20 protein-coding genes are annotated in these 19,612 nt (G+C 35.5%); 12 read left to right on the plus strand and 8 right to left on the minus strand.

What is annotated here, in order from left to right:
* Window positions 1–249: 249 nt before the first annotated feature.
* A complete protein-coding gene (locus RT037_RS11580) occupies window positions 250–1,356 on the minus strand; it encodes a hypothetical protein (protein WP_313031388.1) in 1,107 nt (368 codons plus the stop codon).
* A 487-nt stretch (window positions 1,357–1,843) separates the two neighbouring features.
* Between RT037_RS11580 and RT037_RS11585 the strand changes: the two genes are divergently transcribed.
* The 3 genes from RT037_RS11585 to RT037_RS11595 all read left to right on the plus strand — a co-directional run bounded on the left by RT037_RS11585 (window position 1,844) and on the right by RT037_RS11595 (window position 4,552).
* Entirely contained in the window at window positions 1,844–2,821 is a 978-nt protein-coding gene (locus RT037_RS11585) for an IS110 family transposase (protein ID WP_313031389.1), read from the plus strand.
* A 285-nt stretch (window positions 2,822–3,106) separates the two neighbouring features.
* The gene (locus RT037_RS11590) at window positions 3,107–3,670 is read left to right on the plus strand and encodes a Crp/Fnr family transcriptional regulator (protein WP_313031392.1); all 564 of its coding nucleotides are present in this window, start codon (window positions 3,107–3,109) and stop codon (window positions 3,668–3,670) included.
* Between the two features lie 201 nt (window positions 3,671–3,871).
* On the plus strand, window positions 3,872–4,552 hold the full coding sequence (locus tag RT037_RS11595) for a type 1 glutamine amidotransferase domain-containing protein (RefSeq protein WP_313031394.1): 681 nt from the start codon (window positions 3,872–3,874) through the stop codon (window positions 4,550–4,552).
* Between the two features lie 187 nt (window positions 4,553–4,739).
* Here the strand turns inward: RT037_RS11595 and RT037_RS11600 are convergent, their stop codons facing one another.
* Window positions 4,740–5,033, minus strand: a complete 294-nt coding sequence (locus tag RT037_RS11600) for a putative quinol monooxygenase (protein ID WP_088468742.1) — start codon at window positions 5,031–5,033, stop codon at window positions 4,740–4,742.
* A 570-nt stretch (window positions 5,034–5,603) separates the two neighbouring features.
* On the opposite strand from RT037_RS11600, the gene RT037_RS11605 reads away from it, so the two are divergent.
* The 5 genes from RT037_RS11605 to RT037_RS11625 all read left to right on the plus strand — a co-directional run bounded on the left by RT037_RS11605 (window position 5,604) and on the right by RT037_RS11625 (window position 8,685).
* Complete coding sequence (locus RT037_RS11605) at window positions 5,604–5,720, plus strand: NAD(P)-binding protein (protein ID WP_312323568.1); 117 nt, start codon at window positions 5,604–5,606, stop codon at window positions 5,718–5,720.
* Between the two features lies 1 nt (window position 5,721).
* Window positions 5,722–6,180: a sterol desaturase family protein gene (locus tag RT037_RS11610; protein WP_313031399.1), complete on the plus strand. Its 459-nt coding sequence runs from the start codon at window positions 5,722–5,724 to the stop codon at window positions 6,178–6,180.
* A complete protein-coding gene (locus tag RT037_RS11615) occupies window positions 6,177–6,863 on the plus strand; it encodes a lycopene cyclase domain-containing protein (RefSeq protein WP_313031402.1) in 687 nt (228 codons plus the stop codon). The genes RT037_RS11610 and RT037_RS11615 overlap by 4 nt, the downstream gene beginning before the upstream one ends.
* Window positions 6,864–6,929: 66 nt before the next feature.
* A complete protein-coding gene (locus RT037_RS11620; RefSeq protein WP_313031406.1) occupies window positions 6,930–7,400 on the plus strand; it encodes a DUF1905 domain-containing protein in 471 nt (156 codons plus the stop codon).
* Window positions 7,390–8,685: a deoxyribodipyrimidine photo-lyase gene (locus RT037_RS11625; protein WP_313031408.1), complete on the plus strand. Its 1,296-nt coding sequence runs from the start codon at window positions 7,390–7,392 to the stop codon at window positions 8,683–8,685. The genes RT037_RS11620 and RT037_RS11625 overlap by 11 nt, the downstream gene beginning before the upstream one ends.
* A 344-nt stretch (window positions 8,686–9,029) precedes the next feature.
* On the opposite strand, the gene RT037_RS11630 is transcribed toward RT037_RS11625, so the two are convergent.
* Together RT037_RS11630 and RT037_RS11635 are read right to left on the minus strand one after the other, a co-directional pair.
* Window positions 9,030–10,601, minus strand: coding sequence for a Na+/H+ antiporter (locus tag RT037_RS11630; protein WP_313031411.1), 1,572 nt, complete (start codon window positions 10,599–10,601; stop codon window positions 9,030–9,032).
* 20 nt (window positions 10,602–10,621) lie between these two features.
* Complete coding sequence (locus RT037_RS11635; protein ID WP_313031415.1) at window positions 10,622–11,131, minus strand: GNAT family N-acetyltransferase; 510 nt, start codon at window positions 11,129–11,131, stop codon at window positions 10,622–10,624.
* A 315-nt stretch (window positions 11,132–11,446) separates the two neighbouring features.
* Between RT037_RS11635 and RT037_RS11640 the strand changes: the two genes are divergently transcribed.
* The 4 genes from RT037_RS11640 to RT037_RS11655 all read left to right on the plus strand — a co-directional run bounded on the left by RT037_RS11640 (window position 11,447) and on the right by RT037_RS11655 (window position 14,121).
* Complete coding sequence (locus RT037_RS11640) at window positions 11,447–12,079, plus strand: NAD(P)H-dependent oxidoreductase (protein ID WP_313031417.1); 633 nt, start codon at window positions 11,447–11,449, stop codon at window positions 12,077–12,079.
* Window positions 12,080–12,096: 17 nt separating this feature from the next.
* Complete coding sequence (locus RT037_RS11645) at window positions 12,097–12,534, plus strand: MarR family transcriptional regulator (protein WP_313031419.1); 438 nt, start codon at window positions 12,097–12,099, stop codon at window positions 12,532–12,534.
* Between the two features lie 3 nt (window positions 12,535–12,537).
* On the plus strand, window positions 12,538–12,960 hold the full coding sequence (locus RT037_RS11650) for an organic hydroperoxide resistance protein (RefSeq protein WP_313031422.1): 423 nt from the start codon (window positions 12,538–12,540) through the stop codon (window positions 12,958–12,960).
* A 384-nt stretch (window positions 12,961–13,344) separates the two neighbouring features.
* On the plus strand, window positions 13,345–14,121 hold the full coding sequence (locus tag RT037_RS11655) for a copper resistance protein NlpE (RefSeq protein ID WP_313031424.1): 777 nt from the start codon (window positions 13,345–13,347) through the stop codon (window positions 14,119–14,121).
* Window positions 14,122–14,411: 290 nt separating this feature from the next.
* Here the strand turns inward: RT037_RS11655 and RT037_RS11660 are convergent, their stop codons facing one another.
* The 4 genes from RT037_RS11660 to RT037_RS11675 form a co-directional block, all read right to left on the minus strand.
* The gene (locus tag RT037_RS11660; protein ID WP_313031427.1) at window positions 14,412–14,861 is read right to left on the minus strand and encodes a hypothetical protein; all 450 of its coding nucleotides are present in this window, start codon (window positions 14,859–14,861) and stop codon (window positions 14,412–14,414) included.
* A 76-nt stretch (window positions 14,862–14,937) separates the two neighbouring features.
* Window positions 14,938–16,821 (minus strand): hypothetical protein, encoded by a 1,884-nt coding sequence (locus tag RT037_RS11665; RefSeq protein ID WP_313031431.1) that lies wholly within the window; start codon window positions 16,819–16,821, stop codon window positions 14,938–14,940.
* 88 nt (window positions 16,822–16,909) lie between these two features.
* The gene (locus tag RT037_RS11670; RefSeq protein WP_313031433.1) at window positions 16,910–17,548 is read right to left on the minus strand and encodes a response regulator transcription factor; all 639 of its coding nucleotides are present in this window, start codon (window positions 17,546–17,548) and stop codon (window positions 16,910–16,912) included.
* A gap of 10 nt (window positions 17,549–17,558) precedes the next feature.
* Window positions 17,559–19,571 carry a sensor histidine kinase gene (locus RT037_RS11675; protein ID WP_313031436.1) on the minus strand — a complete coding sequence of 671 codons (2,013 nt, stop codon included), beginning with the start codon at window positions 19,569–19,571 and terminating at the stop codon, window positions 17,559–17,561.
* Window positions 19,572–19,612 lie beyond the last annotated feature (41 nt).

The raw sequence follows: 19,612 nt of genomic DNA on the forward strand, positions 1-19,612 counted from the left end.
AAAATTGTGTTAATTATTTTAACATTTGTTGCACTAGATTTCTGAAACGGCGATAAAATGTCGCATAACGGAAAAAGTATTGGCGAAGTGCGGGCTTAATTTGAACGAATGTTCAAGTTCAGACCAAATGGAGCCGATGCTTTTTCAGATTGTCTAAATTATGAAAAAAAACAATATGAAAAGCAGCGGCGGATAAATATTTCTGCTTTTTCTATTTTATATTTAACCCCGCATTTTGTCAATATAATGTTAGCTGTAGTACTTTTTTGAGATAATTTCCTTTAATTTAGATTTATTTATACCACCTCCAGTTTGTGAAATATCTCCAATTTTTTCCAAAGAATCTATTATTTTATTTTCTAATAGTGTCTTACCTATTAAGTCTTCAAAATTTTGTTTTACACGTTTATATCTAAAAAAGACTTCCGTATCATCAGATAACTTAGATTTAATTAACTGAATTTTTTTATTAAAATAAAATGGTAAGGTGGATTCTACAATTTTTTTGTAGTTCTTTTTACCTAAAGTTCTATAATTTAATTTTGTGTCTTTTTCATTTAGTGCATAAGGTGAAATGTCAATTATTAATAAACCAATCGAATTACAAGTTTTTATAAAATCTTCTTTATCTTTTATTGATATTCTTAAAACTTCCTCCAAGTCACTTTTATAGAAGAATTGAGATAGGTTAGTTTTTGGATTGTAGATGTACTTTTTATTTTTGCCCCAAAGTGGAGCTTCCGCAATCATTATGTAATTTATTTTTTCTATTTTTTCAAGATTTTCTAACCAAATATTTTTTATTTCATCGAATGAGGTTTGAAGGTAAATAAGGTCATTTTTGAAATATTCATCATATCCGTTATCTTGATAAAATGATTTTATTATTTTTTCAATTTCGTAATTTTCAAAATTTTCATTGGAATTACTTGAATATCTGACTGCTTCTTGTTGACTTAAATACAGTTTTTTTCCCAAAGAAGTTTTCCAATATATTGTTGGTCCAAAATAATCAGCAAAAGCATATGGTAATTCTTCATCTTGTAAAATTTCTAGCATATTTTTAAACCATTGTACATATTCTTCATTTTTTCCTAGACATGTTGTTAAAAATTCTTTATTTTCCTTTATGAAAACCTCTGTTAATTCACTAAGATCTAATTGTATTTTTTCAATAGATACATCAAATTTGTTTTGTAACCAATTTGATACGATAATATCAAAATCTTGATTTTTTTCTGAAGAAGTAAAACTACATCTCCAGTAAACTCCTGAAGATGATAAAGAAGGTATTACTTTTAGATTTTGATAGCCTTTTGCATGCAAATTTTTCGCAATAAATAAAATTTTTTGCATGTTTAGCATGTATAAATTAGAACTCATTTTCGTGGGATAAATTGTTTTAACAGAGTGTTTGTGTCATGTCCTAAAATAGGTTGACTGTTTGTGGTTAATATTTAGGATTTGTTTTACGATTTAAAAATAGGAATTTTTGTTTTTAATGTCGGAATAAAATTTGGGAAAATTTCATTCGCTTTTTCCAGTCGATTTTCCCACATTTTATTACCGGTTTTTTCAACAACAACATCATGCAGATTTTTTTCATAACATTTATAAATGTGTTTATTGAACTCCTTTAGATTTGTGACAAGAAAAGAGATAACTTTAAGATAAAGAGAAAAGTGTTTAAGTAAACTAATATTTACTCAGAGTTTTGGCTCATAATTCGATTTAGACTTAAACACTTCTTATCATAAACTCAGATAGAAATTCGGGTTTAAAACCCATTATAAAGGAGTTGAGCTCTTAATAAGTTTCTCTTTAAAATCTTAAAATCAAAGTTATGGAAAAAGTTTTTATTGGAGTAGATGTTAGCAAATTTACATTGGATTTATTTGTAAAATTTAACAAAACGGAAAAGCATTATCAAGTTAAAAACAATGTTAAAGAGATTAAAAAGTTTCTTAAATCGTTTCAGGATGAGGGCAGCACGGTTATTGCGATGGAAAATACGGGGCGTTATAACTTTGCTTTGTATGAAGTTTTAGAATCAACAAAAGTGTCTGTTTATGTGATGAATGCACTACACTTGAAAAGAAGTTTTGGCTTGGTTAGAGGCAAAAATGATAGTATAGATAGCCAGAGGATTTGCACTTTTATTGAAAGAAACTTCATGGATCTTGAACTTTGGAATGCCAGTTCAATCGAAATCCAGAAGCTAAGCCTGTTAAATGCCGAACGCAGACATCAAGTGAAAATATGCGCAGGCTTGCGAAATCAGCATAAAGATGCAGAAAAATTAAAAAACATTGCCTATAAAGACGTTACAAAGCTAAACAAGCAATTGATTGTGACTTTAGACAAGCAAATTAAGGGTATTGAAAACAAAATTTTAGAACTCATAAATTCCAATGAACAATTGAAATCACAGTACGAGCGCATACAAAGTATTCCAGGCGTAGGAAAGGTTTTAGCAACATTAATGATTATAAAAACCAAAGGATTTTCAGATATACAATCTGCCCGAAAAATGGCTTTTTACGCAGGAGTTGCACCATTTGAATACAGTTCAGGTAGTTCTATTTATCGAAAACCGAGGGTTTCTACAATTGTGGATAAAGTGCTGAAAAAAGTATTGCATTTGGCGGCGCTCAGCTCGATAAGATTAAAATACGTCCTTGCAATTTACTTTCAAAGAAAAGTTGCGGAAGTAAAAAATAAAATGTCTATACTCAACGCAATTAGAAACAAAATTATACACAGAATATATGCTTTAATAAAAAACGAATCCGTGTATAATTTTAATTTGCATGTGTCATAGAAATCCTTCAGATCCTGAAAACTTTTTTGCGATATTGATTTGTTGTTTCATTACAATAACAAACTGTTTTTTCGGATTTCTTTTATCAATTGATTTTTACAATCCACAAACACAAAAATAGGTCCGACCAAGATATCTTTCTATAGCTTTTGTTTTCTCCACCAATCCATAAGAATTCCATCTACCATATTTAAAAAATCCATCAAGAGCGATGGATTTTTTGGTTTCAATAGATTACATTTGGAGTCAACAATTCTTTTGTTTGCAATTTAGAATGATAAAAATATGAGTGAGATTTTAAGACGTCAAATTGAGAAAATTACGCCATTAACTGACCAGGAGTTCGAGTACATCCTGTCTCATTTTACCTTGAAAAAATTTAAAAAGCATCAGATTTTAATTCAAGAAGGAGATACCGTAAAAAATGATTATTTTGTGATCAAAGGTTTGTTAAAAGCTTCTTACCTGAACAAAGAAGGGAAAGAGCACATCATGCAATTTGCAATGGAAGATTGGTGGATTACCGATTATCAGGCGTATTTTAATCATACTGAAGCTGCTTTTACCATTGATGCATTAGAATCTACCGAAGTACTTACTTTGTCTCTACATAACCGAGAGAAACTCTGTGCAGATATGCATAAAATAGAACATTTTTTCAGGAAAAAGTCTAATAATGGTTATATCGCACTCCAAAGAAGAATTTTGTCTCTGCTGAATAGCAATGCCAAAGAACGCTACGAACAATTTATTTCTCAATATCCCACACTTTTACAACGATTGCCCAAAACATTAATCGCTTCATATTTAGGTGTTTCCAGAGAAACTTTGAGTCGGCTTTCGGTGTAATGTGATGTAGGTCACAAGAAAGTTGTGATGTAGGTCCTGTTGTTTGTGGGGAGCTGCATTTACCTTTGCACTATCAAATCATTAAAAATCAATAGTAAAATGAATCACAACAAGTTTTTATCCAAGATTATTTTTTTAACGGGTTGTATTCTTTTTTTAGGGATTAATATGATCAATGCACAAACAATAAAATCTAACAAAATGAGCAAAAAAGTATTATTCGTGGTTACGAGCCACGACAAATTAGGAAACACTGGTGAATCTACTGGTTATTATTTAGGTGAAGTTACACATCCTTGGGCTGTATTGGTAGACGCTGGTTACGAAATAGATTTCGTGAGTCCAAAAGGTGGAAACCCGTCATATTATGGAAATACTCCAGATGATAAGGTTAATGAGAGATTTTTGGCAGATGAATATTATCAAAATAAAATTCAGAACACCATGACGCCTTCAGAAGTAAATCCTGATGAATATGTGGGGATCCTTTATGCTGGAGGTCACGGTACAATGTGGGATTTTGCAGATAATGAAGAATTGGCAGTAATCGCACAAAAAATCTACGAAAAAAATGGAATCGTTAGTGCGGTTTGTCACGGTCCTGCTGGATTGGTGAACATTAAACTCAGCAATGGAAAATACTTGGTAGATGGCAAAAAAATCAATGCTTTTACCAACGAAGAAGAAGCTGCTGTGAAATTAGATGAAGTGGTTCCATTTAGATTAGAATCTAAATTAATAGAACGCGGAGCCAAGTTTGAAAAATCTGGTTTATGGCAAACTCACGTTACCGTAGATGAAAGAGTTGTTACAGGACAAAATCCTCAATCTGCTCATGCAGTTGGCGAAGCTGTTTTAGAAGAACTTAAAAAACTTCAATAATTAAGAATACAAAAGAGACTGTTTTTAGTCTCTTTTTTTTGCGCTAAATTGAAATTTTCTTTGAACAAATAAGATAGATTCTGTTTACATTTCAAAGGTTTAACCTTTCACAAAATGATATAAAAAAAATGGAGCTGGGGAAATTTCTGGCTCCATTTAACTGTATTAAAAATTTGTGTTCGGTTGCTTACTTTACTGCAAGTAGATCTACCATTTCAAGTACAGGTTCTTTAGCAAGTAATTCAGAAGCATTGGCCATTAATGCCTTTGCAATCTCACCATTCAAGTGAGCATCTCTTGCATCTGTAGTCCCGAACGTATCGAATATACCAAAAGTAGAAGGGCCGATTTGTAAAGCATACCATCTTACGGTTCCTGGCTCACCTTCCGCAAGCGGTAGAGCTGACTTTAGGAATTCCAATACGTCATTTTCTTTACCCGGTTTTGCTTCTACTCGAGCTAATATTGCAAACTTTTCCATGATTTAAAATTTTTATGTTATTAAGAGTGTTCTTCAACTCTTTATAACAAAAATAAGTTTTCTTTATCAAACTAAAAATACAAGAGATGTTAAATAACGTTAATGTTAATTATCGAAAATCAACCAATTTTATAATGTTTTCTCCCATTAGAATTTGTTCATCACAAAATAATTCATCCGACCAGCTAAAAATCCGCCTACTAATCTTATTTTTTTTAAGAATTTTTCTTAATGCTCTTTAAAATAATTGAGAATAACATTAAGATTATTCCACAATCCTAAAAGTATATTCTTCGCACGACAAACCAATTGAATGGTATAAAATTAAACTAATTCGTTAAATAATAGTCTAATTGTTTACTTTGTTTAAAAATACATATTATATTTGTATTCTAAAATGAGTTAAAAAATACGACAAGCTACTTCCATCGTTACCGGAAATTTATAACAAAATGAAAAAATGGAATTAATACGCTTACTCAATAAACTCGATGATTTTCATCAACAGATTTATGATAGAAATATTGATACGGAGAATTTATTGGAAGAAGCATTTAAAAATTTCAAAAAATGAAAAACAAGATTGCCATAATAGGGTCAGTGTTTTCCGGATTGTCAGCTGCTGCTTATGCGGCAAAAGCGGGTCATGAAGTTCATGTTTTAGAAAACCTCTTCAACAAAAATTAAAATGAAAATAGTAATTGTTATACTTGTTTTTATACTGATGGAAGGAGCTACCTGGCTTATTCATAAGTATATTATGCACGGATTTTTATGGGTTTTACACCGAGATCACCACGACCATAGCAACGATGGCGAATTAGAAAAAAATGATTGGTTTTTTGTGATTTTCGCAATCCCCACTATTGCGCTGATGTATTTTGGGTCATTAGAAAATTTCAATTATTTGTTTTTTATCGGCTTGGGAATTATGCTTTACGGCATGGCTTATTTTTTTGTACATGATATTTTTATTCATCAACGGATAAAGTTTTTCACACACACTAAAAACGCTTATTTTTTAGCACTTCGCAGAGCACACAAGCAGCATCACAAACATTTAGGAAAAGAAGAAGGAGAATGTTTCGGGTTTTTATATGTGCCGTTGAAGTATTTTAAAATGTATTTTAAATCGGCTAAATCATGATAGCTTATACTTACGCCCTAATATTGTTTTTCACTATCATCATTTGCTTTATAGCATCTTTTGACAAAAGAATTCAATTCAATCTTCAATTTGGTTCATTCCTAAAAGCTGCCATTTTAGTAGCTATTCCTTTTATTGCTTGGGATATATGGTTTACGGCTCATGGCGTATGGTGGTTTAATACAGATTACACCCTTGGAATTTCGTTTTTTGGTTTGCCTTTGGAAGAAATTTTATTCTTTATTTGTATTCCGTTCTCTTGCATTTTTACCTATTACACCATTGATAAATACTACAAATGGGAAGTCTTAAGTGCTTTTAATAATTTATTGGTTTTTGTAAGCATTATTATTTTGTCGGTTGTCGGCTTATTGCATACAGACAAAATTTACACCCTCATTACAACAATAGTTACGATACTTACATTGATCTATTTGCATTTTATTGCTAAAGTAGATTGGCTTACTAAAGCATCTTTGGTTTTTATGCTTCTTATGCTTGGTTTTTTTCCGGTTAATGGGCTATTAACTGGTAGTTTTATTGAAAATCCGATTGTTAATTATAATCCAAAAGATTTTTTGGGAATACGAATGTTTACCATTCCTATTGAAGATGCAGTTTATGGATACTCTCAATTTTTATTAGTGCTTTATTTTTTCAAAAAATTTTCACAAGCAAAATAAACATAAATAATAATTTGTTCTGTATTTCAAAAGAATATAATCTGTTTTAAAAATCAACAGTAAAAAATGAACTTATTAGTAAAAGATAAACAGCTTGAATTGAAGTATGAACCTGGAAAAGGTGCGTGGACATACCATGTTCAAATACCCAATACAAAGCACATTGTAGCAAAATGGGGTTCGTTGAAAGCTGCTGGCACTATTGACGATTATCCTCTTGAAAAAATCAATCTATTTACCATTTCAGGACAAGATAAGTTGATTTCCATAAATGAAAAAATCAGAAAAGCAATAAATAAAACCGGTGGCGACAAAGTAAAAATAACACTCTATTTGTTGACTTCAAATCAACAATTTACTGAGGATGAAATTTTAGAAACTTTTTCCCATTCAGGTGTTCTAGAGGTTTTTGAAAGTTTGAGTGAGGACGAAAAAAAAAGAATAATTGAAGAAATTAAGACACAAAAATCAGAAGAAAAACAAGTTAAAACCTTATCGAAATTTATTAACCAGTTCAATTTAAGTAATGAAAACTAAAGTTTCCATATTCTGGTTTCGTAGGGATTTGCGATTGGAAGATAATGCTGGATTGTGTCAGGCTTTGGCTTCGGGATTTCCGCTATTGCCGATCTTTATTTTTGATACAGCTATTTTAAATGCGTTAGAAAATAAAAGCGATAGACGAGTAGATTATATTCATCAGGCACTTTCAGCAATCAATTTAGCATTAAAAAATTATCATTCAAAACTGAGTTCTTTTTATGGAAAACCTTTAGAAATTTTTCAACAACTTTCGCAAGAATATGACATTCAAGCGGTTTTTTGCAATCGGGATTATGAACCACAAGCCATCGAAAGAGATACCGAAATTTATAATTTTTTCAAAAGCCAACTCATTCCTTTTAAAGCATTTAAAGACCAGGTGATTTTTGATAAAAACGACATTGTAAAAAATGACGGAACGCCTTATACGGTTTATACGCCGTATTCCAAAAAATGGAAAGAAAAATTAAACGAAGAAAATTATCAAGGTCATCTTTGCGATTTTACCAAGTTTTTAAAACAGGATTTTTCTGAAATTCATTCGTTGCATGAAATAGGTTTTGAAAAAACTGATATTGATTTTGTAGAACCCAAACTAGATCCTGCAATCATTGATGAATACGATAAATTCCGAGATTATCCTGCTATGCAACGCACGACGCAATTGGGCATTGGACTTCGCTTTGGAACCATCAGTATTCGTAAATGTGTGGATTTTGCTCTGCAGCACAATCAGACTTGGTTGGGCGAATTAATATGGCGGGAATTTTTTATGCAGATTTTGTATCATTTTCCAAAGGTGGTTAATCAGTCTTTCAAGGCGAAATACGATTTTATACAATGGCGAAATGACGAGCAGGAATTTAAGTTGTGGTGTAATGGAAATACAGGCTATCCGATTGTAGATGCAGGAATGCGACAACTCAACCACACAGGTTATATGCATAATCGGGTTCGGATGATTGTTGCCAGTTTTTTGTGCAAACATTTGCTGATAGATTGGCGTTGGGGCGAAGCGTATTTCGCTGAAAAGCTGAATGATTACGATTTATCTGCCAACAACGGAAACTGGCAATGGGCAGCAGGTTCTGGTTGCGATGCAGCACCTTATTTCAGGGTGTTTAATCCTGCATTGCAAACCGAAAAATTCGACAAAAATTTTGACTACATCAAAAGATGGTTACCAGAATTTGGAACTGAAAAATATCCAAAACCGATAGTAGAACATCGCTTTGCCAGAGATAGAGCTTTAAAAATTTATACTGAAGCAGTAAAATGAAAATAGATTATAATTATGATGCATTATACTAATGGGCAAATAGCTCAAATGGAAAAATTAAAAAGAACTGCTTTTGTCAATTCATTAAGTGGATTTAAAAGCCTTAATTTGATTGGAACAAAAAGCAATTCAGGGCAAACCAATTTGACAATTTTTAACTTGGTTTGTCTTATTGGTGCAAATACATGAAGTCAAAGATTATAAATGGATGAGTATTTCGGATATTTTTAGTGACATGCCTAATAATCGCTTGAACAAAACCGCCTTTGAGAAAATTCACATGTAATATTCATTAGCACAAAAGAATAACTTTCCACGGCAACAAAATGTATTGTTTTAAAAATTTAATGCATTCCCAGTTTTTCCTCCTGTAAATCGAGCATTTTTAAGTGTTTACGTACAATTTCTTCATCCAGCAGAATTTCCTCACGGTTTTTGGAGATCAGCCATTCGCGCTGCTGGTTTATGATATCAAGGTAAATTTCACGGTATTCCGGAAAATTCAGAATAACTTCCGAACTGTTCACACGGTTTTCCCAGGCTTGCAACTGATCCTGTAGCGCCGGGAATTTTTCAAGTTTTTCAAAATGGGTTTCTCGGATTCTCTTCACTCCTATTTTTGCAAGTTCGTTCCGGATTTCATAATCGATTTCTTTTTCAGAGCGGGTAAAATCAGGATCCTGAATTTTAAATTTTTTGATGAGAAAAGGCAGCGTCAATCCCTGAACCACCAAAGTGAGCAGAATGACCACGAAAGTGATAAATAAAATCAAGTTCCGATGCGGAAATGGTGTTCCATCCTGTAAAGTCAGCGGAATTGAAAGTGCGGCAGCCAGTGAAACCACGCCGCGCATTCCTGTCCAACCGATTAAAGCAGGTCCTTTCCAGCCTGGATTTTGTCGGTCGGCAACAGTGATGAAATTACGCATAATCATGGTAGTGAATACGGCGCCATAAGCCGCAACGATTCTTGTTATTATCAGAATAACTGTAATCAAAACGCCATAACCGAATGCTGTGGTCAAGTCTGTTTCAAGCCCTGAAACAATCTGTGGAAGGTCGAGCCCAATCATCATAAAAACAATACCATTCAGCACAAAAACCAAACTGCTCCAGACATTTAGCGTCCCTAAACGCGATGAGGTAGCCAGAAACGAATGACTTCTGTTGGAAAGCAACAAACCACCACTAACTACAGCCAAAACACCGGAAGCGTGCAACTCTTCCGCCACAAGATACATGAGGAACGGCGCCACGAGTGTGAGGACGATATCGATATTGGCGTCCGTTGGCAACAGGCGGTGCATCTTCATAAAGAAAATCCCTATAAGGATACCGATTCCTGCACCACCGATACACATCCACAGGAAACTAAGGGCAGCTTCATGCCAGATGAATTGTCCTGTCGCAACGGCAATCATTGCAAAGCGGAAAATAATCAATGATGAAGCATCGTTCAGCAAACTTTCACCTTCAAGAATCGAAGAATACCGTTTCGGAATTTTTACAAATTTCAAAATCGCTCCAGCACTTACGGCATCCGGCGGCGAAACGATTCCACCCAAAAGAAAACCCAGCGCCAGCGAAAATCCAGGAATAAAATGATTGGCGACAAAAGCTACAACCAAAGAGGTAATAAACACCACCACGAAAGCAAAACTGACCACAATCCTGCGCCAGCGCCACAATTCTTTCCACGAAGTCGCCCAGGCAGCTTCATACAAAAGTGGTGGCAGGAATATAAAAAATATCAGTTCAGGTTCTAAATGAATTGTAGGCGTGCCGGGAATGAAACTGATGCCCAGACCGGCAAGGACCAGCAAAACCGGATATGCAACTTTTATTTTTTTGGCAAGCATCACCAGCAAAACCGTGATGATCACCAGGATCAGGTAAAATGTGAGATTCTCAAGCATTTAGTTTTTAGATTTTATGATTAAAGAAGTTTCTCGAAAGCTTTTCTTTCACCGCCTGACAGATAAACTTCACCGCAATAAGTATAGCCCAGTTTTTTAAGGATATGAAGCATGGCTGCGTTATCAAAATTCGTGTCCACTTTTACGCTGAAAATTCCGTTTTGGCGAGAGAGATCTTCAATCCTTCGGAATATCTCCGTGGCGTACCCTTTTCCGGCAACTTCATCAGAGACTGCTAATCGGTGTACCACATTGAAATCCCCGTCCGAAAGCCATTTTCCCTCAATATTTTCATAAGCCGGTTCATCGTTCAAAATCACGGCACAGTAGGCGATAACATTATCATTTTCCACAAGAACATAGCCGATTTGTTTTTCAATATCTGAATGTACGGTTTCCGGATTTGGATATCCGTTTTGCCACTGTTGGGAGTTGTCCAGCCTGCGTCTTTCGATGCCCTGTTGGAGAATTTCCCAGATTTTATCAGAGTCGTCCTGCGTTCCCTTTCTGAATTTTATTTCTGATATCATTAACTATAATTTTAAACCTCACTTCTAATCCTACTCAAAGTTTCAGACGAAATAGCGAGCGAGCTAACCAGTATCCCAAACCAGAGCCGATTGCGAAACTGGTTTTGATTGACGCTCATTTATTTTGTGACCTCACAAATATATATATAAATTGTTAAAAACTATTCAGCAATGCTATGACCTGATAGATTCTATCTAATTTATATTTTTCACAATTATATTGTGCACAATTTAAATTGGTGGTAAATTTGCCAAAGAATTTTTTAGACGGCGAAAGTTTAAAAAAATATTTCACTAATTTAAAATACAATATCAATGTCATTATTAGAAAATCTACAGTGGAGACACGCGGTAAAGGCGTATGACCCAACCAAAAAAGTTGCAAAGGAAGATTTAAACCGCATCTTAGAAGCGGCCAGGCTGGCTCCAACTTCATCCGGACTTCAACCCTTCAGAATTATTTCTGTGGAGAACCAGGAACTAAAGGAAAAAATGGTGGCAGGCGCTCTAAATCCGGAGGTAATGAGAGATTGTTCTCATGTCTTAGTTTTCGCAGCCTGGGACAGCTATTCCGAGGAAAAAATTGACAAAGTTTATGATTATCACACCGATGTGAGAGAATTGCCAAGAGGAAGATTCGGGAGCTATACCGATCAGCTGAAAAAAATGTACGGAGCGCAAACTGCAGATCAGCATTTTGCACATACAGCGCGCCAAACCTATATTGCTTTTGGCCTGGCAATGGCACAAGCTGCCGAACTGAAAATCGACAGCACCCCAGCCGAAGGTTTCAGCAATGAAGTGGTGGATGAAATTTTAGGTCTGCGCGAAATGGGTTTAAAAAGTGTAAGTTTGCTTTATCTTGGCTACCGCGACGAAGAAAGAGACTGGCTTTCCAGTATGAAAAAAGTAAGAATCCCGATGGAGGAATTCGTTATTTTCAAGTAAATGAACTTTCCCTGCAAATGATGGAAAAATCGGAATCTTTAAAACTTGATCAACAAATCTGCTTTCCGCTCTACGTTCTTTCGAAGGAAATTACGGGACTGTACAGGCCTATTCTGCAGGAACTGGGTTTAACCTACCCACAATACCTTGTGATGATGGTCCTTTGGGAACAGGAAGGCCTGACAGTATCTGCTATCGGTGAAAAACTTTTTCTGGATAGCGGCACTTTGACTCCTGTGCTTAAAAGATTGGAAATTAAAGGATTAATTAGTAGAATCAGAAACAAGAGCGATGAAAGAATGGTGTTGCTGTTCCTCACCGAACAGGGAAAAGATTTGAGACAGCAGGCGTGCTGCATTCCGCAAAAACTTCTTTCACAAATCAATATTAAAATTGAAGATCTCGAAAATTTTAAAGAGACCTTAACCCAATTAATCAATAATTTAAAAAAGTAACTTATGAAACCAATGTACACTACCAGTGTCACCGCAAAGGGTGGCAGAAACGGCCAGGTAAAAAGCGACAATGGCGTTATAGATTTAGCAGTACGAATGCCAAAAGCTCTGGGCGGCGCGAATGACGATTTCGCAAACCCGGAAATGCTTTTTGCGGCAGGTTATTCCGCATGTTTTGACAGCGCCCTGAACAGAGTCATTATGCTTTCAAAAACCGAAACGGGTGAAACCACCGTAACAGCCAAAGTAAGCATAGGCCAAATTGAAAACGGCGGATTCGGGCTTGCCGTGGAACTCGATGTAAATATCCCGGGCGTTTCCCTGGAAGAAGCGCAGGAACTTACAGAAAAAGCGCATCAAATTTGCCCTTATTCTAATGCCACCAGAAATAATATAGAAGTGAAATTATCGGTGAGCAATAATTAGTGTTTCCTTTAACTTGCAATCCCACCGCTACCTATGTATAGAAGCTTGGGAGCTTTTCTACATTCCTATTTTATCCTAAAAAATTGATAAAAATATTGAAGAGACCTCTAGAATGGTCTCTTTTTTGTAAGTCAGTTTTAGCCTTGTTTAATGGATCTTTACAAAGTTGTGCGAGTATTTAAGCTGACAAAAATTAAGTTTGTTATTTTTTGCACTATGGGAAATCACCTGCAACGATAACAGCAGGTTTTCGATGGAAATTTATGCTTTTATCAAAGATAAGGACTTGAAATTTTTCTATTTAAATACTTCTCAAGACTTAAATCTGTCTTTTAGTATCAATTATTAGATCATCAAACATTTTAAATTAATCAAAAAAAAATAATGAACACATTTAAATTTTTAACCGTAGCAGCTCTAACCACCATTTTTGTTTCTTGTAGCGACAGTAAATCAACCGTTGAAACTGCAAATAAAGAGCAGACAAAAACAGAGGCACAGCAGAATAATGATTTTTCTTCAGGAATCTACACGGCAACATTGCCTTGCGCAGATTGTATGGGAATCGAAACCTATATTACCTTCCAAAAAGACAACAAAGCGGTTAAAAGTACATCGTATTTAGACAGCGACGGTACTTCTGAAAACGAGTATGGTACCTGGACAAAGAATGATGATATTATTGAAGTATCCCTCCCAAATTCGCCCAAGGAATATTATCTGGTAAAACCCAACAAAACCTTGGTTAGATTGGATGCTGATAAAAAAGAAGTAAGCGGAAAATTAGCACAAAATTATATTTTTAAAGAAGTAAAAGCATTCACACCCGCTGAGTTGAACGGTACGTATAACACCAACGCCAGTGACAAAGGATACAACCAAATTCTTGAATTGAAATCTGAAAATGACAGTATTTATTCAGTAAAAATTTCATTTACCGGTGCTGTGAAAGGGTGTACTTTTGAAGGCAAAGGAAAGTTAGTGAATAATCAGATTGATGTTGATTTAAAAACCATCAATAACGAATTAAAAGGGACGATGACGATTTTATTTAAGGATAAAACAGCTGAAGTATTTACTTCAAAATTTGAAGATAGATTCGCATTAAATTACTTTTGTGGCGGTGGTGCAAGTTTAGCCGGAGATTATTATAAAAAATAACATTACTAGAGGTGTTTCAATAGCTGACCGATAAATAAACTTCGGTTGATCGCTAGAAGTCCAAAAATGAAAGTGTTGTTGAACGGAAAGTTCGGAAGCTTTTTAAGCATAACATTTCCTCATAAAAATATTTACTGCAAATTTTGATAAACGAAAATCCAGTTGATCTGCTCAATTGGATTTTTTTGTTTGAATCCATCGAAAAGGAATTTATTTAGAGTAAGCAAAAAATATAAAATTCTTTATCGCAGGAATATTTTCGATGGATAGGAATTAATTGTGGCAGAAAATTATTTCATCGGAATACCTGTGAATGTTCCGTAAACTTTTGTAATGCCGTTTCCTGTGCCGGTAGCTTCGAATTTTCCTGAAACTTTGGAGTCCGTTTTTTCAGTTATTGTGATGGTTCCACCCGTGGCGTTGAAATTTTTGGTAACGTAAACCAGAGCTGTACCTTTGATGTAATCGCCGTCGAATACATAAGTTCCTACCGCGGAACTTTTCATCAGATTAATTTCGAATACAGTAGTATTAGAAGCATTAAGTGCGAAAATGGAACTTCCCTGAAAATAGGCAGAGGAAGATTTCTGTTCAGGCCCAGTTTCGGAGTCTTCTTTCCATGTAAATCCTGCAGTTGAGGAAGTTGCGGTGTTTGTTCCATCATCTTCGTTTCTGTCACAGGAAATGAATAGAACCGCTAAAACTATCAAGGTTCTGAAATAAAAAAACAGATTTTTCATAATATAAAATTTTAATTTGGTTAAAAGAAAACCGCACCCGGAAACCGAAGCTACACAGGCACGGAATCACAGATTGTTATTGGTTGACATCCATTCTGGAAACCAAAAGTCGGTCGCCATTTGGAGTTTCGCTGAAGAAATAAATATAGTCGCCAATCTGTATGCGGTTATGTTTATCGTAGAGGTAATATTTCTTTTTCTCTAAGTCACCCAATGTCCTGAATTCTGAAGATTTTCCGGTAGCAAGATCAATCTTACCATATTCAATACTGTAGAATGGTGAATACGTGGTGGTTGTAGTATTGGTGGTGGTTCCGGTGAAATAATTGCTCATTGAACTAAAACTGGTGTCTTTATCAATAGCTTTCACAATTTCCATAATCCAGTTAACAGATTTTCCGTCTTTGCTTTCAATTAAATATCCTACAGCAGGGAAATTATCTGCTGTCATCGGTGAATTATTGAAAAATCCTTTCTTATTTTTCTGATCGAGCTGCACGGTGTAGTTTCTTATCAAATTCCCGTCCGGAGAAAAATGCAGCAGATACATGCCTTTATAAATTCGGTCATAGCTGTCGCCGCTTTTGCTGGTAGAAACGCCTGCCAAAGCACCCAACATTTTACCTCCCGGAAGTCCAATTCCTTTCCCTTCAGGTTTATAATCTTGCACACTCAGCATCATCGAACCATCTTTTAAGATTTGGAAATTATTGGTCACAAATTTTTTTCCATCAAATTCTAATGCTTTTTTCATGTCCGGCCCGGCAACTGCTTTTTGGTTCAGTTCAGCCATAGGCGTCGCTTTAATGACAGAAACATTTCCCCCGGATACTTTTGCAATGATAAAGTCGTCATATTTTTTTTCGTCCAAGGCATTGTCCAGTGATTGCTGTGAAGGCGCCATATCATCTTTCCCGGAGATCACATTAGCCATTTTTCCAATTCCACCGAGCATTCCCCCGGTAGATTTAGCGGCGGCCTGTTCCTCATCATCCATACTTGATGGCGACACTGTAGCTCCCAAGATTTCGTCTGCATATTTTCCTTCTTTTTTAATTCCTAAACCATACAAAATCACCTCATTACCTTTGTTGTAAGCATTAAGAATACGGAAACCAGCCGATGGTGCAGAGAAATTAAATTGTTCCTTTACCGCGCCTTCCGGAGAAATCCGAAGATAGGTCAGTTGATTTGGAGTTCCGGCATTGCTTTTTCCGTAAGCTTTGGTTGGCGCTAAAACTACAATCCAATCTCTAGGGAAATCGTCATTGGAAACGTCTCGGCTGTTGTCGTCCATTAGTGGTTTGGAGAAAATAGGTTTCAAAGGAGTAGGCGTTGCAATAGAAGCTATTTTTTTGGATTCTCCAGTGTTTGAGATCTTTACTAAGTCGAGATTATTAAGGGAAGCACCTTTGGAATAAGGGTATGCGAGCGCATAAATCGTACTGTCTCGTTCTACTTCATACGCACCGCTGAAGAGATATTCTTCGCCGTTTTCACTGGTGAGTTTTTGTTTGTCGAGGAGTTTTATCCGCTTCACATAATCTCCGGCAAGCCAGTTGTATTTCGCTTTGATTTCGCGTTTTTTAAACATCATTTTCCCAGTAAAATTGGTACTGACCGAAGCTGCGGTCGTGATATATTCGTCGCCTTTAAAATTGAAAAATTTCCATTTTTTCTTCACTTTCTCTACATCCCATTCGTCTTTTAAGGTGTTGACAAGATTGGCGTCTTTGTCGAAAGTGTAAGTTTCAATCTTTACTTTTCTTTTGCTTGAAGGCAGGAAATACACCATTTCAAAACCTCCATTTCCGCTGGATTCTACTCCACCGAGATAGCCTTTTTTTGCTTTTCTGGAAATTTCATAATTCTTTTCCAGGATATCAAAGGTGGATTGTTGCGCAAAGGTGGCAACGCCGACAAGTAGGGCGGCCGTACTGAAAATAGTTTTTGCTGTCATAGTCTGTGATTTTTTTTACGAGATAAAAGTATCTCAAAATCCAGATGACTATCTACCCTCTAAAGGGTATTTTTGAGTCTATCGAAAATTAATCTGCCAATAAATTGAGGTTGGCAACCACTTGAATTAATTTAGGAAACGAATGGGTTTCTGTTTTTCGATAGATATTTTTTCGGTGGGTTTCTACAGTACTTTCGCTGATGAACAATGCATTAGAAATCTCTTTATTGGTAAGTCCGTCGATCATTAATTTCACGATTTGTTTTTCGCGGGCGGTCAATATGATTTGCGGATAATCAATGATTTTTCGCTTAAATTGGTTCAAAGCCATTTCTGCTTCCTCGCTAAGGTGAATGTATCCCAACTGTACCTCCTGCAGTGCACGCACCAGATTCTGTCTGTTGACATTTTTGGAAAGATAACCTTCAATTTTTATTTTTTCAACCAATTCATAAACTACTTTCGGATCACAATTCATCGATAGAATAATAATTTTAAGCTTGGGAAACTCCTGTTTCAGGATTTTCGCACATTCGAATCCGCTTATTGTGGGCATCATTAAATCCATCAGCAATAAATCCGGATTGATCTTTTCTTCCCGCATATCTTGCAAAAAATCAAAGGCATCGGTATAGGTTTTCACAATCGCAATATTTTTCTCCAAACCGAGAAGCATTTCGATTCCATCAATTATAATCTGATGATCATCAACTATGGCAATTTTCATAGGAAAATAATTAAACGATTGGTATTTCTATAAAAACTTCTGTACCACGATCTGTATCGCTATCAATCCGCATTTTTCCTTTCAGCATTTCAATCCTGGCTTTCATATTTTGCAGGCCGATTCCATCTTTGTTTTCCGTAATTTTTAAAGGATCGAAACCTTTGCCATTGTCTTTAATTTCTGTGGTAATTTTTTTATCAGACTGTATCACGGAAATATCGATTTTATCGGCACCCGAATGTTTAACGGTATTGTTAATGCATTCTTGAATAATCCTGTAAAGTGTCACCTGAATATTTTGATCAATTTCGTTTTCAAGTCCTTCAATTTGAAGATTAACAGCGAGTTTTGGCGTAGATGTTTTCTCGATGAGGTCTCTCAAGGCATTGGCCAACGAGTTTTTAATCAACATATTCGGCATCATCTGATGCGAAAGCGTACGAACATCCGCAATGGCATCCGACAGAATATTCGATATTTTCTGCGTGATGTTTTTAAAATTTTCAGGATTGTCTTTGTATTCATTCAAGACACTCACATTCATATTAGCAGCCATTAAAAGTTGTCCCACTCCGTCGTGCAGGTGTGTTGCCATCCGTTTCCGCTCGTTGTCCTCGGCTGTAATTACCGCTTTTGTAGCCAAATCTTGCTGATGGAGAATGGCTTTTTGATGTTCCATTTTCTGGCGATGTTGACGGTTTCTGTAAAAAACGAAACCAAAAAGAAGCAAAGCGGCCAACGAGGAAATCGCAACATTTCTTTTAAAAATTTTCGATTTCTGCTGAAGAATTTCGGAATCTTTCTTCAAAGTCTGGTACTTCTTTTCGAGCTCTGTTGTACTGGAAATCACGTTGGTATTCACCAATTCATTATCTAATGCGATGTATTTTTCAAAATAATATTCTGCACTGTCCGGCTGCGCAGTGTTGTGATAAACATTTGTAAGCAGTTTGTAGGTAGAAAGCTGATTTTCTTTAGATTTTTCCTTTTCAAAAGTTGGCAAGATGTTCAAAAGCATTCGTTTAGCATCTTGGTATTTGCCTTTTACAATTAGGCTTTGCGCCACATCGATGCTGTTGCTTTCCTGATCAATTTTAGAATTAAATTCTTCCCGAACTTCTTGTGAAACCTGGAGATTTACTTGCGCTAAAGAATCTTTTTGTTGCATTATGTAGAGGTTTCCCAAGTTTCTGTTGGCAAATGAAATTCCCTGTTTATTCCCGATTTTATTACAAATTGCTGCACTCTTTTGATATTGTTTTTCCGCTTCGGAATAATTTTTCTGCATCTGAAATGCCTTTCCCAAGTTGAGGTAATTTTCGCAGAGTTTATTCTCTATTTCCACGCTTCTTTCTTGAGATTCAAAATAGTTGATCGCTTCTGTAATGTATTTGATCGCATTGCGATTGTCCTTTAAATCCACAAACAACAGTCCAATATTCGCCTTCGTGATGTTGGAATTTCGCACATCTCCTTTCGCATCAAAATATTTCAAAGCTTCCAGGTACATTTTCATTGCTTTGTTGTACTGAAAACTACTTTGATATACCGAAGCCAAATTATTATTGAGTTTTGCAATTCCCGCGGCGTTCTTTAGTTTTTTGCGGATTTGATAAGATTTCAGATAATTTTTTTCTGAGTTTTTGAAATCATTATTTCGAAAATGAACCGCTCCCAAATCACTGTAAACCTGCGTCAACATAACAGAATCTTGAAGTTTTTCCGTTGCCGAAATGGCTTTTTTCCCGTAACTAAGCGCAGAATCCACCGAAACACTGGCGTAATACCAAGTAAGATCGGAGTAAATCGACGCCCGTTTTTTATCGTCGGGGTTTTTACTGAGTTCTGATTTTAGATTGCTGATGACTTCAGATAAGTTTTGCCCATTCAAACGGGAGGTAAAACCTAAAGTCAAACAAAAAAACATCATACATCTGCAAATCATCGAAAGACGATTTTTCAACAAAGTAGAAGATGATTCTGGTGCATGAAACTTAGAAGAAAGAGTAGAATTTATTTTCATATTGGTGTTATTAGTTTCTATCCTCCGAATTTTTACGGGCG

This window comes from Soonwooa sp. (assembly GCF_032062245.1).
Lineage (GTDB): Bacteria > Bacteroidota > Bacteroidia > Flavobacteriales > Weeksellaceae > Soonwooa.

Excerpts from the sequence above, each read along its gene's own strand:
- RT037_RS11655 (WP_313031424.1), top strand. The coding sequence starts at position 13,345 with ATGAACACATTTAAATTTTTAACCGTAGCAGCTCTAACCACCATTTTT.
- RT037_RS11590 (WP_313031392.1), top strand. The coding sequence starts at position 3,107 with ATGAGTGAGATTTTAAGACGTCAAATTGAGAAAATTACGCCATTAACT.
- RT037_RS11665 (WP_313031431.1), bottom strand. The coding sequence starts at position 16,821 with ATGACAGCAAAAACTATTTTCAGTACGGCCGCCCTACTTGTCGGCGTT.
- RT037_RS11585 (WP_313031389.1), top strand. The coding sequence starts at position 1,844 with ATGGAAAAAGTTTTTATTGGAGTAGATGTTAGCAAATTTACATTGGAT.
- RT037_RS11610 (WP_313031399.1), top strand. The coding sequence starts at position 5,722 with ATGAAAATAGTAATTGTTATACTTGTTTTTATACTGATGGAAGGAGCT.
- RT037_RS11625 (WP_313031408.1), top strand. The coding sequence starts at position 7,390 with ATGAAAACTAAAGTTTCCATATTCTGGTTTCGTAGGGATTTGCGATTG.
- RT037_RS11580 (WP_313031388.1), bottom strand. The coding sequence starts at position 1,356 with ATGCAAAAAATTTTATTTATTGCGAAAAATTTGCATGCAAAAGGCTAT.
- RT037_RS11595 (WP_313031394.1), top strand. The coding sequence starts at position 3,872 with ATGAGCAAAAAAGTATTATTCGTGGTTACGAGCCACGACAAATTAGGA.
- RT037_RS11615 (WP_313031402.1), top strand. The coding sequence starts at position 6,177 with ATGATAGCTTATACTTACGCCCTAATATTGTTTTTCACTATCATCATT.
- RT037_RS11675 (WP_313031436.1), bottom strand. The coding sequence starts at position 19,571 with ATGAAAATAAATTCTACTCTTTCTTCTAAGTTTCATGCACCAGAATCA.
- RT037_RS11600 (WP_088468742.1), bottom strand. The coding sequence starts at position 5,033 with ATGGAAAAGTTTGCAATATTAGCTCGAGTAGAAGCAAAACCGGGTAAA.
- RT037_RS11660 (WP_313031427.1), bottom strand. The coding sequence starts at position 14,861 with ATGAAAAATCTGTTTTTTTATTTCAGAACCTTGATAGTTTTAGCGGTT.
- RT037_RS11650 (WP_313031422.1), top strand. The coding sequence starts at position 12,538 with ATGAAACCAATGTACACTACCAGTGTCACCGCAAAGGGTGGCAGAAAC.
- RT037_RS11645 (WP_313031419.1), top strand. The coding sequence starts at position 12,097 with ATGATGGAAAAATCGGAATCTTTAAAACTTGATCAACAAATCTGCTTT.
- RT037_RS11640 (WP_313031417.1), top strand. The coding sequence starts at position 11,447 with ATGTCATTATTAGAAAATCTACAGTGGAGACACGCGGTAAAGGCGTAT.
- RT037_RS11605 (WP_312323568.1), top strand. The coding sequence starts at position 5,604 with ATGAAAAACAAGATTGCCATAATAGGGTCAGTGTTTTCCGGATTGTCA.
- RT037_RS11630 (WP_313031411.1), bottom strand. The coding sequence starts at position 10,601 with ATGCTTGAGAATCTCACATTTTACCTGATCCTGGTGATCATCACGGTT.
- RT037_RS11670 (WP_313031433.1), bottom strand. The coding sequence starts at position 17,548 with ATGAAAATTGCCATAGTTGATGATCATCAGATTATAATTGATGGAATC.
- RT037_RS11620 (WP_313031406.1), top strand. The coding sequence starts at position 6,930 with ATGAACTTATTAGTAAAAGATAAACAGCTTGAATTGAAGTATGAACCT.
- RT037_RS11635 (WP_313031415.1), bottom strand. The coding sequence starts at position 11,131 with ATGATATCAGAAATAAAATTCAGAAAGGGAACGCAGGACGACTCTGAT.